The sequence below is a fragment of the Aeromonas sp. SCS5 genome (genome assembly GCF_001887375.1).
Taxonomy (GTDB): domain Bacteria; phylum Pseudomonadota; class Gammaproteobacteria; order Enterobacterales; family Aeromonadaceae; genus Aeromonas; species Aeromonas jandaei.
The window spans coordinates 1-15349 of record NZ_LFCS01000015.1; the positions used below are offsets into that span (position 1 = coordinate 1).

General features: G+C 59.5%; 13 protein-coding genes, 1 rRNA gene and 1 riboswitch. Of the genes, 6 read left to right on the forward strand and 8 right to left on the reverse strand.

The window, feature by feature from the left end:
• Nucleotides 1-130: 130 nt before the first annotated feature.
• The 5 genes from rrf (at nucleotide 131) to BS300_RS17825 (ending at nucleotide 5630) form a co-directional block, all read left to right on the forward strand.
• Nucleotides 131-245: ribosomal RNA gene (gene rrf / locus BS300_RS17805) — 5S ribosomal RNA — on the forward strand.
• Nucleotides 246-551: 306 nt separating this feature from the next.
• On the forward strand, nucleotides 552-1001 hold the full coding sequence (locus BS300_RS17810) for a pullulanase (protein WP_042031835.1): 450 nt from the start codon (nucleotides 552-554) through the stop codon (nucleotides 999-1001).
• 211 nt (nucleotides 1002-1212) lie between these two features.
• Nucleotides 1213-3360, forward strand: a complete 2148-nt coding sequence (locus BS300_RS17815; RefSeq protein ID WP_071914373.1) for an adenosylcobalamin-dependent ribonucleoside-diphosphate reductase — start codon at nucleotides 1213-1215, stop codon at nucleotides 3358-3360.
• Between the two features lie 10 nt (nucleotides 3361-3370).
• A complete protein-coding gene (locus BS300_RS17820) occupies nucleotides 3371-4054 on the forward strand; it encodes an NrdJb (RefSeq protein ID WP_041210370.1) in 684 nt (227 codons plus the stop codon).
• Between the two features lie 205 nt (nucleotides 4055-4259).
• Nucleotides 4260-5630, forward strand: coding sequence for a PhoH family protein (locus BS300_RS17825; protein WP_041210371.1), 1371 nt, complete (start codon nucleotides 4260-4262; stop codon nucleotides 5628-5630).
• An 80-nt stretch (nucleotides 5631-5710) separates the two neighbouring features.
• Here BS300_RS17825 and thiQ read toward each other — a convergent pair whose 3' ends face one another.
• From thiQ to thiB, 3 genes are read right to left on the reverse strand one after another with little or no spacing between them, the layout of a single operon-like run.
• Complete coding sequence (gene thiQ, locus BS300_RS17830) at nucleotides 5711-6406, reverse strand: thiamine ABC transporter ATP-binding protein (protein ID WP_071914376.1); 696 nt, start codon at nucleotides 6404-6406, stop codon at nucleotides 5711-5713.
• Nucleotides 6393-8015, reverse strand: a complete 1623-nt coding sequence (gene thiP, locus BS300_RS17835; protein ID WP_143241845.1) for a thiamine/thiamine pyrophosphate ABC transporter permease — start codon at nucleotides 8013-8015, stop codon at nucleotides 6393-6395. The genes thiQ and thiP overlap by 14 nt, the downstream gene beginning before the upstream one ends.
• On the reverse strand, nucleotides 8012-8992 hold the full coding sequence (gene thiB, locus BS300_RS17840) for a thiamine ABC transporter substrate binding subunit (RefSeq protein WP_071914380.1): 981 nt from the start codon (nucleotides 8990-8992) through the stop codon (nucleotides 8012-8014). The genes thiP and thiB overlap by 4 nt, the downstream gene beginning before the upstream one ends.
• Before the next feature lie 47 nt (nucleotides 8993-9039).
• Nucleotides 9040-9130: riboswitch (TPP riboswitch) on the reverse strand.
• Nucleotides 9131-9219: 89 nt separating this feature from the next.
• Here thiB and BS300_RS17845 point away from each other — a divergent pair.
• Complete coding sequence (locus BS300_RS17845; protein ID WP_041210374.1) at nucleotides 9220-9510, forward strand: PilZ domain-containing protein; 291 nt, start codon at nucleotides 9220-9222, stop codon at nucleotides 9508-9510.
• Here the strand turns inward: BS300_RS17845 and BS300_RS17850 are convergent.
• The 5 genes from BS300_RS17850 to leuA form a co-directional block, all read right to left on the reverse strand.
• Nucleotides 9495-10421, reverse strand: a complete 927-nt coding sequence (locus BS300_RS17850) for a hypothetical protein (RefSeq protein ID WP_071914382.1) — start codon at nucleotides 10419-10421, stop codon at nucleotides 9495-9497. The genes BS300_RS17845 and BS300_RS17850 overlap by 16 nt on opposite strands.
• A 118-nt stretch (nucleotides 10422-10539) precedes the next feature.
• Nucleotides 10540-11139, reverse strand: a complete 600-nt coding sequence (leuD, locus tag BS300_RS17855) for a 3-isopropylmalate dehydratase small subunit (RefSeq protein ID WP_071914384.1) — start codon at nucleotides 11137-11139, stop codon at nucleotides 10540-10542.
• 12 nt (nucleotides 11140-11151) lie between these two features.
• The gene (leuC, locus tag BS300_RS17860; RefSeq protein WP_071914386.1) at nucleotides 11152-12549 is read right to left on the reverse strand and encodes a 3-isopropylmalate dehydratase large subunit; all 1398 of its coding nucleotides are present in this window, start codon (nucleotides 12547-12549) and stop codon (nucleotides 11152-11154) included.
• Between the two features lie 33 nt (nucleotides 12550-12582).
• Complete coding sequence (leuB, locus tag BS300_RS17865) at nucleotides 12583-13668, reverse strand: 3-isopropylmalate dehydrogenase (protein ID WP_071914388.1); 1086 nt, start codon at nucleotides 13666-13668, stop codon at nucleotides 12583-12585.
• Nucleotides 13665-15227 carry a 2-isopropylmalate synthase gene (gene leuA / locus BS300_RS17870; RefSeq protein WP_071914389.1) on the reverse strand — a complete coding sequence of 521 codons (1563 nt, stop codon included), beginning with the start codon at nucleotides 15225-15227 and terminating at the stop codon, nucleotides 13665-13667. Before leuA ends, leuB begins: the two co-directional genes overlap by 4 nt.
• Nucleotides 15228-15349: the final 122 nt, after the last annotated feature.

Sequence of the window (15349 nt, forward strand, 5' to 3'; positions counted from 1 at the left end):
TTAACCATACAACACCCAAGAAGTGTTCTGGGCCTTGTAGCGAATGAACGAACTACTCAAATTCAGTGATAGTGACAAGCCAAGTGCAACATCACTACTTACGTCAGCTTTCTCAGATTGAAGATTTTTGCCTGGCGGCAATAGCGCCGTGGAACCACCTGATCCCATGCCGAACTCAGAAGTGAAACGCGGTAGCGCCGATGGTAGTGTGGCATTCGCCATGCGAGAGTAGGACACTGCCAGGCACCCAATACAAGAAACCCCGCTCATCGAGCGGGGTTTTTTATTGCCTGAAAATTACGCCACCTTCCCGAAAAGCCTCTATTTCCACTAATCCATTCAATCACTTCGCTTTTTAATCCTTTTCTATTCAATTTTGTTGCACCAAAACCGGAGTGATTTTGCTCTCACCTTTTGACTTGCCCGCCCGGGGTTGGGCATAAAAAGCACAGAATGTGATGATTCTACCTTTCTTGTGATTCCGGCTCTGCTTTAATGCCTTCGTCCACATGGATGGACCAAGGAATCACAATAAATTAAGGAATAGAGACATGTTCAAAAGAACAGTAACGATGATACTGGCGGCGGGAACCCTGGTATTAGGTGGTTGTGCATCCCACGGTGGAGCGGAGCAGGCTACTGACAATAGCGATTTTGGCGGCAAGTCCATCTATCTGCGCGGTGAGATGAACGACTGGATGGCGACCGATGCGAGCAAGGTGGTCAAGGTAGCCGACAAACTCTACATGGCGAAAGGCACCCTCAAGAAAGAGTGGGCCCCCTACAAGTTCAAGTTTGCTGACTCCGGTTGGAGCTGTGGCACCAACTTTGGCTACAAGAGCCCGAGCGATGGCGTTGCCGTACTCGGTGGCGAGGCGGTGCCGGTCAATCCCTGTTCCAAATATGAGGATATGAAGTTCTCACCGGATGCTGACGGGGTTTATGAGTTCTATCTGAATATGGCGGGTGATACGCCGACCGTTTACGTCAAGAAGCCCTGATCCATGTCTGAGTGTTAAATCTCTCAGTAAATTAATCAGTTAAGTGCCCTGGCGCAGAAACCTGCTGGCCGGGGCATTTTTTTAGGATAGAATCTGCGCCCTCATGGCAGCATCACCACTATATATTGTGTTGTTTTCTTTTAATGGTGCTATTGGTTGTGTTTTCTACTACTGTCATGACGTTGATGCATTCATATAAGGTTGATTGAAAATGGCTAAATCCAACCCGGTGCTGGAGAGCGAAGCTGGCTCCCGCCTCATTCCCCTCCAGGAAACGTCCCTCGAGATCTGGGATAGCAAATATCGCCTCAAGAGCAAGGATGGACATCCTGTCGATGGCACTATCGACGAGACCTACCAGCGCGTTGCTCGGGCGCTGGCGGAGCAGGAGCTGGAACCGGAAGCCTGGTATGAGCCTTTCCTGTGGGCTCTGCGCAATGGTGCCATTCCGGCGGGCCGGATCACCTCCAACGCCGGGGCTTTTGAGCACAAGCCTGCCACTTCGACCATCAACTGTACCGTCTCCGGCACCATCGAGGATTCGATGGATGATATTCTCGGCAAGGTGCACGAGGCGGGGCTGACCCTGAAGGCTGGCTGCGGCATCGGCTATGACTTCTCGACCCTGCGCCCACGCGGTGCTTTTGTCTCCGGTGCAGGTGCTTACACCTCAGGCCCGCTCTCGTTCATGGATATCTACGACAAGATGTGTTTCACCGTCTCGTCAGCCGGTGGCCGTCGTGGCGCCCAGATGGGCACCATGGATATCCGTCATCCTGATGTGATCGAGTTTATTCAGGCCAAGCGTGAAGATGGCCGTCTGCGCCAGTTCAATCTCTCCCTGCTGATCACCGAGGATTTCGTCAAGGCAGTGAAAGAGGATGCGCCCTGGTCGCTGATCTTCCCCTACACCGCCAAAGAGGTGGAGCAGGACGGTATTGCGCTAGACGATCCTGCTCAGGTGCTCTGGGCAGACTGGCCCAACAAGGAGGGGGTTGTCTTTAACGAGCTGGGGCAGGTCGCCTGCAAGGTCTACAAGACCCTGCCGGCCCGTAAGCTCTGGAATGTCATCATGACCTCCACCTACGACTATGCAGAGCCCGGTTTCATCCTGATCGACAAGGTCAACCAGATGAACAACAACTGGTTCTGTGAGGAGATCCGTGCGACCAACCCCTGTGGTGAGCAGCCTTTGCCGCCTTATGGCGCCTGCCTGTTGGGTTCGGTCAACCTGACCCGCTTCGTTCGCGATCCCTTCACCGACAAGGCGGCCTTCGACTGGACCGCATTTCGCAAGGTAGTGGCCATCTTTACCCGCATGCTCGACAACGTGGTGGAGATCAATCAGCTGCCGCTGGCCAAGCAGCGCGAGGAGATCACAGCCAAGCGCCGGCATGGCATGGGCTTCCTCGGGCTTGGCTCGACTCTGACCATGCTGCAGATCAAGTACGGTTCTGCCGCGTCCGTCGCCTTTACCGAGCAGGTATCCCAGGAGCTGGCGATGACCGGCTGGCAGGAGTCCCTGCGTCTGGCCAGGGAGAAAGGCTCTGCCCCCATCATGGAGCAGGAGTTTGAAGTGACTGGCAAGATGCTGCGCCTGCGTCCCGAAATGGCTGCTGATGGTATCAAGGTGGGTGACAAGGTGAAGGGCAAGGTGCTGCATGCGCGCTACAGCCGCTATATGCAGCAGGTTGCCGAAGTGGATCCTGCGCTGGTCGCCGAGCTGGCCGAAGTGGGTGGGCGCTTCACTCACCACAGCAGTATTGCGCCCACCGGCACCATCTCGCTGTCACTGGCCAACAACGCCAGCAACGGCATCGAGCCGAGCTTTGCTCACCACTACAGCCGCAACGTCATCAAGCCGGGCAAGAAGAGCAAGGAGAGCGTGGATGTCTACTCCTTCGAGCTGCTGGCCTATCGCGAGCTGGTGAATCCGTCCGCCATGCCGTATGCCGATGATGAGGCGAGCCGTCTGCCGGACTACTTCATTACTGCTGATGACATCACCCCGGCGCAACATGTGGACATTCAGGCGGCGGCCCAGCGCTGGATCGACTCCTCCATCTCCAAGACTGCCAACGTGCCGACTGATTTCCCGTTCGAGCAGTTCAAGGACATCTACATGTATGCCTCGGACTCCGGCCTCAAGGGCTGCACCACCTTCCGCTTCAATCCGGAGGCCTTCCAGGGCGTGCTGGTGAAGGAGAAGGATCTGGAGAACACCCTGTACGATTTCACCCTGGAGGATGGCACCGTCATCTCCGTCAAGGGGAACGAAGAGATTGAATACGATGGTGAGCTGCACACTGCTGCCAACCTCTACGACGCCTTGAAAGAAGGCTATTACGGTAAATTCTGAGAACGACATTATGGTCAAAAAGATCGACAAGAAAATCGTCGCCTACAAGGTGCGTACCAAGGATGAGCCGCAAGAAGAGCTGGCCCCGCAGGATGACGTGGTGCACATGCATGAAACCGTGCTGCGTCCGGAGCGACTGATGGGAACCACCTACAAGCTGAAGACGCCGGAGCATGTCTCCGAGCACTCGCTCTTCATCACCATCAACGACATCATTCTCAACGAGGGTACTGTTCACGAAACCCGCCGCCCGTTCGAGATTTTCATTAACTCAAAGAGCCTGGAACACTACCAGTGGATCGTTGCGCTGACCCGCATTATCTCCGCCGTATTCCGCAAGGGTGGGGATGTCACCTTCCTGGTGGAGGAGCTGCGCTCGGTGTTTGATCCCAAGGGCGGCTACTGGAACAAGGGCAAGTACGTTCCATCGCTGATCGCCGAAATTGGCAACGTGATCGAGAGCCATCTCACCGAGATCGGCATGCTCAAGGCGCCGGGGCTGGACGAGCATCAGCAGGCGTTTCTGGCCGAGAAACAGGCCGAGTTGAAAGCCGCTCAGGAGGCCGAAGAGCAACAGGCTGGCAGCGGTTTCCCGGCCAATGCGGCGCTCTGCTACAAGTGCCATACCAAGGCGCTGGTGCTGAAGGATGGCTGCATGACTTGCCTCAATTGTGGCGACTCCAAATGTGGTTAATCCGCTAGATAAATAAAAAGACCGGCCCGATGGCCGGTTTTTTATTGCTGCTTTTCTGTTCGAACGATTCTGGTGCTGCAAGTCATTTGTTGCGTGATGGTAAAATCGGGCGTAGCGTTGAAGGTAATAAAACTGTCACGGCCGTGTGGTTTCAATGACATCCGAGATTCACACACGTGGCCCTTCAGTGCCAAGGAGGATGCTTATGGACAATACGGACCGAAAGCTGTTTATCCTGGATACCAACGTTCTGCTTCACGAACCCCTCGCTATCTACTCCTTCAAAGAGCACGACGTGCTCATCCCCATGACGGTGCTGGAAGAGCTCGATAACATCAAGGATCGCCACAAGGATGTCAGCCGCGATGCGCGGGTAGCCATCCGTGCGCTGGAAGATGTGTTCCGCGATGCGACTCCGGAGCAGATTGCGCAAGGAGTACCGCTGGCCGGCGAGGCGAGCGGCCATATCTGCATCTTCAGCGATCACCATCTGCCGCAGGATGCCGAGGTGTTCACCGACAAGGAGGCCGACAACCGCATCATCAACGCGGCCCTCTATCTGCAAAAGCATGAGTTGAAGCGTCAGGTGGTGCTGGTCACCAAAGACATCAACATGCGCCTCAAGGCCAAAGGTGCCGGTCTTGCCCATGTTGAGGATTATCGCAGCGACCAGCTGATCGACGATATCCGCCTTCTGGCCAAGGGCTTTCAGGTGGTGCCCGGCAGCTTCTGGGAGCGGGTTGGCGAGTGTGAGAGCGAGACCCACGGCCGCGATACCATCCATGTGATCGATGCCAATCTGCTGGAGGGGGTTCACGTAAACCAGTATCTGGTGGATGAGGAGAATTTCTTCGCAGCCCGGGTGCTCAGCCACGATGGCCAGAAGATCCGCATCAAGGATCTGGGCCGCGAGCGACTGATGTCCCGCAAGGCGTGGGGTGTACATCCCAAGAACGTCTATCAGGGGATGGCGCTGGATGCACTGCTGGATCCGCACATCGATCTGGTGATCCTGACCGGCCCGGCCGGTTGCGGCAAAACCTTGCTGGCGATGGCTGCCGCGCTGGAGCTGGTGATCGAGAAGGGGATCTACGAGAAGGTGATCGTCACTCGAAATACCCCGGAAATTGCCGAGAGCATCGGCTTCCTGCCCGGTACCGAGGAGGAAAAGATGATGCCTTGGCTGGCGGCGGTAACCGACACCCTGGAGGTGCTGCACAAGCAGGACGAGAACATGAGCGGCTCGCTCAGCTACATCATGGAGAAGGCCAACATCCAGTTCAAATCGGTCAACTTTATGCGCGGGCGTAGCATCCAGAACACCTTCGTGCTGCTGGATGAGTGCCAGAACCTGACCGCATCCCAGATCAAGACCATCATTACCCGTTGCGGGGAGGGCACCAAGATCGTCTGCTCTGGCAACCTGGCCCAAATCGACTCCAACTACCTGAGCCCGGTGACCTCGGGTCTGACCTACATAGTCGAGCGTTTCAAGGATTTTGACGGCAGTGCCAACATCTTCCTCAACGGGGTGGTACGCAGCCGACTGGCTTCGTTCGCCGAGGAGAACCTCTGATTTCACCCGATATGTTTGCATTAAAAGGGGAGGCCAATCGGCCTCCCCTTTTTGATCCCGGTGCAGTCTTGTGCCAAGGGCTATTGACCCAGATAGCGCAGCAGCCCCGGGTGGTTGTTGTTTTGCAAAATATCCGGCTTCCCCTGCAGGGCGATGCGGCCCTCGTCTATAAAGAGCACCTGATCGGCAATCAGCTGGGCATCTTCCGGATTGTGGGAGACCATCAGTACGGTAATGCCCTGCTCGCAGGCGAGGCGGGCCACTTCCGCCAGCATCTCCCGACGCAGGGCCGGATCGAGGGCCGAGAAGGGTTCATCCAGCAGCAGCAGCGGTTTGCCCCGCACCAGCGCACGGGCCAGCCCGACCCGCTGCTGCTGGCCGCCGGAGAGCTGTTCAGGCAGGCGGCTTAGCATCTCGCCGAGACCAACCCGCGCGGCGGCATCGATCACTTGTGTCCGCTGGGCGGCACTCAGGCGCAGACCCGGGTGAAGGCCGATAGCGATGTTGTTGAACACCGACAGGTGCAGGAACAGGTTGTGATCCTGAAACAGGGTGGTGACTGGCCGCTCAGCCGGGTCCAGCGGCAACAGATCTTCGTCATCGAAGCTGAGGCTGCCTGACTCCACCGGTACGAAACCGGCGATCATCCCGAGCAGGGTCGACTTGCCTGCACCGCTTGGGCCAATGAGCGCGGTGATCTCCCCTTTGGGCAGCTTCGCGCTGAAGCTGACGCGCCAGTCGGGGTAGCTGGTCACCAGCGTATCAATGTTCAGCATGTTTTCCTCCAAGTCCCCGTTCAACCAGCCAGAACAGGGAGAAACAGAGTGTCAGCAGCAGCAGGGCGGTGGCGGCCGCCTCGGTCAGCCGGTAACTGCCGAGCAGCTGGTAGAGCAGCCAGGGCAGGGTGGTGAGCTCCTGGCTGCCAAACATGGCGATGGCGCCAAGATCCCCCAGCGAGAGGATCATCGACAGTGCCATCGCCAGTGCCAGCGGACGGCGCAGCAGCGGCCACTCTACCAGCCGCAGGCGATGCAGGCCACGTACCCCCAGGCTGTCAGCCAGCCGGTCGTACTGGCGCACCACCAGCTGCATGGGGGCGGAGAGGGTGCGCAGCACATAGGGTAGCGCCATCAGGGCGTTGACCAGCACCACCAGCCAGGGGCCGAGGGCGAACACGTCGGCAAAGGGCATAAACAGGATGAAGAGACCGGTAGAGAGCACCACCGCCGGGATCATCAGGATCACCGAACCGCTGGCCTCCCACAGGGCGGCAGCCCGTCGCTTGCGAGCCCGTACCCGCAGATGACGGCTGGTGAGCAGCAGTGCGCCACCGAGCAGGGTGGCCAAGGTTCCGGCTGCCAATGCAATCAACAGCGACTGACCGCTCGCCTGCCACAGCTTGGCGGAGGTGAGCGCTGTCAGCAGGCCAGGGTGGAGGCCGGCGACGACGATGGCCAGCAGCGGCGGCAGAAAGATGGCGAGGCCGATACAGAGCGAGAAGAGATCCACCACGGCCGTGCCCGGCTGACGGCGATCCGGCCGCAGACAGGGACGACGGGGAGTCACCCGACTGGCTGGCGTAGTCTGCAGCTTGTGCTGCAGGAGCAGCAGGGTGACGGTCAGGGTGAGCTGCACCAGCGCCAATCCGCCAGCGGTGGCGAGATCGAAGTCAAAGCGCAGCGCCTGATAGACGGCCACCTCCAGGGTGGTCGATTTGGGGCCGCCGCCCAGCGCCAGCACGGTAGTGAAGCTGGTGAAGCAGAGCATAAAGATGAGGCTGGCAAGCCCCGGCAATATGCAGCGAATGAGCGGCCACTCCAGCAGCCGGAAGATATGGGATGAGCGCATGCCGAGCTGGCTGGCGAGGCGCCAGCTCGATTCGGGAATGCTCTCGATGCTCTGCAGGATGAGACGCGCCGCCAGTGGCATGTTGAAGAAGACATGGGCCAGCAGAATGCCGAACAGGCCGTAGAGATAGTTGCCGGGATCCAGTCCCAAGCTGCGCAGCAGTTGCGGCAGCCACCCCTGTTTGCCATGAACCGCCACGATGCCGAAGATGGCGATGATGACCGGCAGTACCAGCGAGAGACCGAACAGCTTGATCAGCAGGGTTCGGCCTATGAAGCGGCGCCGAGCCAGCGCCCGGGCCACCGGAATGGCGAGCCCCAGGCTCAGCAGGGTGGAGAGCAGCGCCTGCCAGAGGCTGAAGCCCAGCACATGGCGCAGATAGGGGTCTGCCAGCAAAGTGCGCGGCGCCAGCGAACCGGCCTGCCACAGCAGGGCCGCCAGCGGCCCGAGGGACAACAGCAGGATCAGCAGGGTGGCGGCACTGCCCGGCAGCCACCAGAGGGGGCGATCCTGTTGCTTCAGCGCGAGCTGGCTCACTGGGCGACGGCTTGCAGCCATTCGCGGATCCACCCTTTGCGATTGGCGGCCACCTCATCGCTGCTGAAGGCGAGCGGCTTGGCTACGGTGATCATCTGCTCGAAGCCCTTGGGCAGCGGCGTGTCGATAACCGGATACATCCAGTTGCCGGTCGGGATCTCGTTCTGGAAGGCGGGGCTCACCATAAACTGCAGGAACTGGTCAGCCAGCTTCTCCTGTTTGGCGCTCTTCAGCTTGGCGGCCACTTCCACCTGACGGTAGTGACCCTCCTCAAAGGCGGCAGCCTGATACTGGGGCTTGTTCTCGGCAATAAGGTGGTAAGCGGGGGAGGTAGTGTAGGAGAGCACCATGTCCGCTTCGCCATCGAGGAACATGCCATAGGCCTCTGACCACCCCTTGGTGACGGTGACTGTCTTCTTGGCAAGCGTGGCCCAGGCTTCAGGAGCCTTGTCACCGTAGACAGACTTCATCCACAGCATCAGCCCCTGTCCCGGGGTAGAGGTACGGGGATCCTGATAGATCACCTTGAGATCGGGGCGTTCCACCAGCTCTTTCAGGCTCTTGGGCGGGGTCTTGAGCTTGCTCTTGTCGTAGACGAAGGCGAAGTAGCCGTAGTCGTAGGGGACAAAGGTGTCATCCTGCCAGCCACCCGGCACCTTGATGCCATCCAGCTTGGCGGGATGGGGGGCGAACAGGCCGCTCTGCTTGGCTTCACTGATGAGTGCATCATCCAGCCCCAGCACCAGGTCGGCCTTGCTGTGGTTGCCCTCCAGCCGCAACCGGTTGAGGATGGCGACGCCATCTTCGAGGGGAACCAGATTGAGGGTACAGCCGCACTCCTTCTCGAAGGCCTGCTTGATCTTGGGACCGGGTCCCCAGTCGGCAGTGAAGGAGCTGTAGGTGTAGACGGTGAGGGTATCAGCGGCAAAGGCCTGAGCCGAGAGCAGGCTGGTGGCGACCAGCAGCAGGGTTTTCATCAAGGGCACTCCATTATGAGGTGCCAGCGGATGAGGGCGCAAAAAATGAGCGCCGTGCCTCAAATTCCTCCGCCAGCATTATCTGGATCAGGTTCACGGGTATAATCTCAGCGGTAAACCGCACCCCGTTTGAGAAACGCACCGCATTGTATTAACGTTCTTTTGGGTAGACCAGCACAATTGTGCGCTGCTCATGAGATGATTCCCACTCAACAGAGGATCTTCGCGTGCTTACCAGTACCAAGGAAAGACGTGCCTTTGCACGTATGGTCATCAATGCTCCGGTTACCGTCTATCAGCAGCATCAGGTACTGGAGGGCATCTGTCGGGATCTCAGTGCCAACGGCATGGGGATCTCGGTGGCGGAACACCAGCTTGATACAACCCAGCCGATCCGGATCAGCCTCGCAACCAACAACAACCTGCTTCCCCCTTTCGAAGCCCATGCCCGGATCATTCGGGTGCTGGAGGAGGAGACAGGATTGCTGCTGGCGGTAGAGTTTCAGCCTTTGGGCTGAACCGGTTGCACACTCAACTGCTTGCCATCGACCAGCGTTTTGCTGGTCGATGCTATTTGGCCAGCCGGTAATGCGGCAGGGCCGGTAGGTTCGAGCAGCAGATAGGATTGTCCCAGCCAGCTGATGGTGGCATCACCCGGTTTGGCGGGCAGGTCGACCGCCAGCATCGCGTGGCCCGGGATAAAGACCATGGCCTGTTTCAATTCGGGAAAAAGCTGGGCCAACATGGCGGCCATCAGGGTCACCTTGCTGTCGCAATCGCCTCGGTTCTGTTCCAGTACCTGACGGGGAGTGAGAAACCCCTTGCCCTGCCGTCCGTTCAGACTGTCCAGCTGCTGGTAGGGGATGCTCTGGATAAAGGCGAGCATCTCGGCCACGGTTTTCTGACGCGCTTCTGGCTCGCTGCTCCCCTGTTGTTTCAACTGCTCAGCCAGCGGCGCCACCGTGCTGCGGCTCTCCAACGCAATGCGAACATGGTCCTGCTTCACCGCCAGCTGGCCATCCGGTGGAGTAAAGTACTGGAAGTAGTGTTTGGTCAGCCACGCCTGCTCCTCTTTGCCCCGTTGCGTTTCCAGCCAGGCCATGGCCTCTTTGGCCTTATCCTGATTGTGACTTTTCAGATGCAGCTCGAGGGAGGGGCGAGAGAGGGTAAACTGCACCTCGGGGTAGTTCTCGCGTACCCCGCGCAGCAGGGTTTGCAGTACCTCCTCTTCCATTCGTGCCGGACGATAGGCGATAAGGGGCGGCAGTTTGCCCTGCTCCAGCCGATAGGTGAGCTGGCGGGGTTTGCCAGCGCTATCTTGCCAGCCGACATTGATCTGGCCGAGGCTGTTGGTGAAGTAGGTCTGGGCAGCTGCAACCGGCAGCGCCAGCAAAGTGCAGAGTAAAAATATCGCCGTCGTTCTCTTCATCGTCCTTATCCTGTCTGGAGGCCGCATCCCTGGCCTGCTGGGTGAAGTGCATTGTCGGAAATAAAAGAGGGAGCCGAAGCTCCCTGTTGATTCTACTCGTTTTTTTGCAACTGGCGCCTTAAATCCAGCTCGGCTGCTTCGCTTCAAAAGCGCTGATGGCAGCCTCGTGCTGCAGGGTCAGGCCGATGGCATCCAGCCCGTTGAGCAGGCAGTAACGGCGGAACTCGTCGATCTCGAAACCGAAGCTGAGCTCACCGGCGCGCACCTGATTGGCCTCCAGATCCACTTCAATCTGGATGCCCGGTTTGGCGGTCACCAGCTGGAACAGGGCATCGACCTCCTCCTCCTTCAGGCGCACCGGTACCATGCCATTGTTGATGGCGTTGCCGTAGAAAATGTCGGCAAAGCTCGGGGCAATGATGGTCTTGAAGCCGTAGTCGGCCAGCGCCCAGGGTGCGTGCTCGCGGCTCGAGCCGCAGCCGAAGTTTTCGCGGGCCAGCAGGATGCTGGCGCCAGCAAACTGCGGCTGGTTGAGTACGAACTCGGGGTTGGGCTGCTGGCCAGCATCGTCCAGAAAGCGCCAGTCGTGGAACAGGTGCTTGCCAAAACCGATGCGGTTGACCTTCTGCAAAAACTGCTTGGGAATGATGGCGTCGGTGTCGACGTTGGCGCTGTCGAGGGGGACGACGATCCCTTTATGCTGTTTGAATCCTGTCATCGCTCTTTCCTCTTACAGTGCGCGAATGTCGGCGAAGCGGCCGGTGACGGCGGCGGCAGCGGCCATGGCCGGGCTCACCAGATGAGTGCGGCCGGCGCGGCCCTGACGCCCTTCGAAGTTGCGGTTGCTGGTGGAGGCGCAGCGCTCCCCAGGTTGCAGCCGGTCGTTGTTCATGGCCAGACACATGGAGCAGCCGGGCAGGCGCCACTCAAAGCCGGCCTCGATGAAGATCTTGTCCAAGCCCTCAGCTTCGGCCTGTGCCTTCACCTGTTCGGAGCCCGGCACCACCAGCGCCTGCACCCCGGCCGCGACCTTGCGACCGCGGGCGATAGCGGCTGCGGCGCGCAGATCCTCGATGCGGCTGTTGGTGCACGAGCCGATAAACACCTTGTCGATGGCAACGTCGGAGAGCTTCTGGCCCGGCTGCAAGTCCATGTAGGCGAGCGCCTTGCGGGCGGACTGCTGCTCCATCAGATCGCTGAAGGATTCCGGCGCCGGAATGGGGTCATTGACGGCAATCACCTGACCCGGGTTGGTGCCCCAGGTGACCTGAGGGGCGATGTCGGCGGCGTCCAGCACTACCTCTGCATCGAAACAGGCACCTTCATCGCTCTTGAGGCTCTGCCAGTAGGCGATGGCCTGCTCCAGCACCTCGCCCTTGGGGGCAAACTCCTTGCCACGGATGTAGTCGATGGTGGTCTGGTCGGGGGCGATCATTCCCGCCTTGGCACCGAGCTCGATGGCCATGTTGCACACCGTCATCCGCCCTTCCATGGTAAGCCCTTCGATGGCTTCGCCAGCGAACTCCACCACGTAGCCAGTACCACCGGCGTGGCCGACCTTGCCTATGATGGCCAGCACTACATCCTTGGCGCTGATCCCCTCGGCCAGCTTGCCATTGACCGAAATCCGCATGGTCTTTGCGCGACCCTGTTTCAGGGTCTGGGTGGCCATCACATGCTCCACCTCGGAGGTGCCGATACCGAACGCCAGCGAACCGAAGGCGCCGTGGGTGGCGGTGTGGGAGTCGCCGCAGACGATGGTGGTGCCGGGCAGGGTGATACCGAGCTCGGGACCCATCACATGGACGATCCCCTGATATTTGTGATTGAGATCGTAGAGGCGAACCCCGAACTCCTTGCAGTTGGCGGCCAGCGTCTCCATCTGGATGCGGGCCATCTCGCCGGAGGCGGCGATGTCCTTGGTGGTGGTGGAGACGTTGTGATCCATGGTGGCCCAGGTCAGATCCGGGCGGCGCAGCTGGCGGTTCATGGCGCGCAGGCCATCGAATGCCTGCGGGCTGGTCACTTCATGTACCAGATGGCGGTCGATGTAGATGAGGGGCGTTTCGCCTTCTACTTCCCGTACCACATGGGCGTCGAATACTTTCTGATAGAGGGTCTTTGCCATTGCTTCTCTCTTCCTTGTTATCTGTTTTTCAGCTCAGATCCGGGCGGCGATCTGGTCGCCCATGGTGGCTGTGCTCTGCACCGGATGGCGGGCGCTGGCCTGATGCAGATCGGCGGTGAAGTAACCCTCGGCCAGGGTCTGGGCCACGGCCTGCTCGATGGCCTGGGCGGCAGCTTCCTGACCCAGGCTGTAACGCAGCATCAGGGCGGCGGAGAGGATCTGGGCGATGGGGTTGGCGATCCCTTTGCCGGCGATATCCGGGGCCGAGCCACCGGCCGGTTCGAACAGGCCGAAACCCGATTCGTTGAGGCTGGCGGAGGGGAGCAGCCCCATGGAGCCGGTGATCATGGCGCACTCGTCGGAGAGGATGTCACCGAACAGGTTGGAGCAGAGCAGCACGTCGAACTGGGAGGGATCCTTGATGAGCTGCATGGTGGCGTTGTCGATATACATATGATTCAGTTCGACATCGGGATAATCCTTGGCCACTTGCGTCACCACCTCGCGCCACAGAATGGAGGAGGCGAGCACGTTGGCCTTGTCGATGGAGGTGACCTTGCCACGGCGCACGCGAGCCGATTCGAACGCTATCTTGGCGATGCGCTCGATTTCGAAACGGTGGTACACCTCGGTATCGAACGCCTTCTCGTTCGCCCCTTCACCCTCGCGCCCCTTGGGCTGGCCGAAGTAGATGCCGCCGGTCAGCTCGCGCACACAGGCGATGTCAAAACCGCGATCGGAGATATCGGCGCGCAGGGGTGAGAACTGCTCCAGACCGGTGTAGATGCGGGCCGGACGCAGGTTGCAGAACAGTTTGAAGTGAGCGCGCAGGGGCAGCAGGGCACCACGCTCCGGCTGATCATTAGGCGGCAGATGCTCCCATTTCGGGCCACCGACCGAGCCGAACAGCACGGCATCGGATGCTTCGCAACCCGCGATGGTGCTCTGCGGCAGCGGGGTGCCATGGTTGTCGATGGCAATACCGCCCACATCAAAGTGCTGATAGTCGAGGGAGAAGCCGAATTTTGCCTGTACTTTTGCCAGTACCTTGAGGGCCTCGGCCATCACTTCCGGGCCAATGCCGTCACCCGGCAATACTGCGATCCGATAACTGCTCATACTGTCTCCGTCTTGATTGTGTTATTGCGTTCCATCTGTTCGGCGACCTGATCGGCGCGCCAGATGCTGTTGATCACATGCAGCAGGGCATGGGCTGAAGATTCGATGATGTCGGTGGCGAGCCCCATGCCGTGGAATTTGCGCCCTTTGTACTCGGCGACGATATCGACCTGACCGAGAGCATCCTCCCCTTCGCCCTTGCTCTTGAGGGCATATTTGTCGATGCGGATCTCGTAGCCGGTGATGCGGTTGATGCACTGGTAGACCGCATCCACCGGACCGTTGCCGGTGGCGGCTTCACTCACCACCTCACCGCCCACCTTGAGCTTGACCGAGGCGGTCGCCATTACCGAGCTGCCGCTCTGTACCCCGAGGTACTCCAGCTTGAAGTGCTCCGGCTCCTCGTGGATCTGGCTGAAGAAGGCGAGCGCCTCCAGGTCGTAGTCGAACACCTGACCTTTCTTGTCGGCCAGGGTGAGGAACTTGGCGTAGAGATGGTCGAGGTCGTAGCTGCTCTCGGCGTAGCCCATGGATTCCATCCGGTGCTTGATGACGTGGCGGCCGGAGCGGGAGGTCATGTTGAGGTTGTTCTGGGTCAGGCCAATGCTCTCGGGGGTGATGATTTCATAGGTGTTTTTCGCCTTGAGCACGCCATCCTGATGGATGCCGGAGCTGTGGGAGAAGGCGTTGGCACCGACGATCGCCTTGTTGGGCTGCACCGGCATGTTGCAGAGCTGGCTGACGAGGGTGCTGGTGCGATGAATTTCGCTGTGGCGGATATTGGTGTGCACCCCGAGCAGGTCGGCGCGGGTTTTGAGGATCATCGCCACCTCTTCCAGCGAGCAGTTGCCGGCCCGCTCGCCGATACCGTTGATGGTGCACTCGATCTGGCGAGCTCCCATCTGCACTGCGCCGATGGAGTTGGCTACCGAGAGCCCCAGATCGTCGTGGCAGTGCACCGAGATGATGGCCTTGTCGATGTTTGGCACCCGGTTGAACAGGGTATGGATGATGCCGGAGAATTCGGTCGGCACCGTGTAGCCGACGGTATCCGGGATATTGATGGTGCGGGCGCCCGCCTTGATGGCGGCTTCCACCATGCGGCAGAGGTTATCGATGGGGGTGCGGCCTGCATCCTCGCAGGAGAACTCCACATCGTCGGTGTAGCGCAGCGCATGCTTGATGGCGCTGGTGCCCATCTCCAGCACATCCTCGAAGCTCTTTTTCAGCTTGCTCTCCACATGGATGGAGGAGGTGGAGATGAAGGTGTGGATGCGAAAGGCGTCGGCAACTCGCAAGGCCTCACCGGCGGCATCGATATCCTTGGGCAGGGCGCGGGCGAGGGCGCAGACCCGGCTGTTTTTGATGTGGCGGGCGATGGTCTGCACCGAGTGAAAATCGCCGGGAGAGGAGACCGGGAAGCCTACCTCCATGACGTCGACACCGAGCCGCTCCAGCGCCTGGGCAATCTGCAGCTTCTCCTTGACTGTCAAACTGGCCGCCAGGGCCTGCTCACCATCACGCAAGGTAGTATCGAATATGATGACCCGATCTGACATGTGACTTCCCTCTTCCTAAGTTCGGTGACGTGCATCCTGCGGCGGCATAAAAAAACCCGTGCAGGGTGCACGGGTTTTTGTAAATTCCGGCTATGCCTTAGCCCGGCTACAAGGATCCCGCG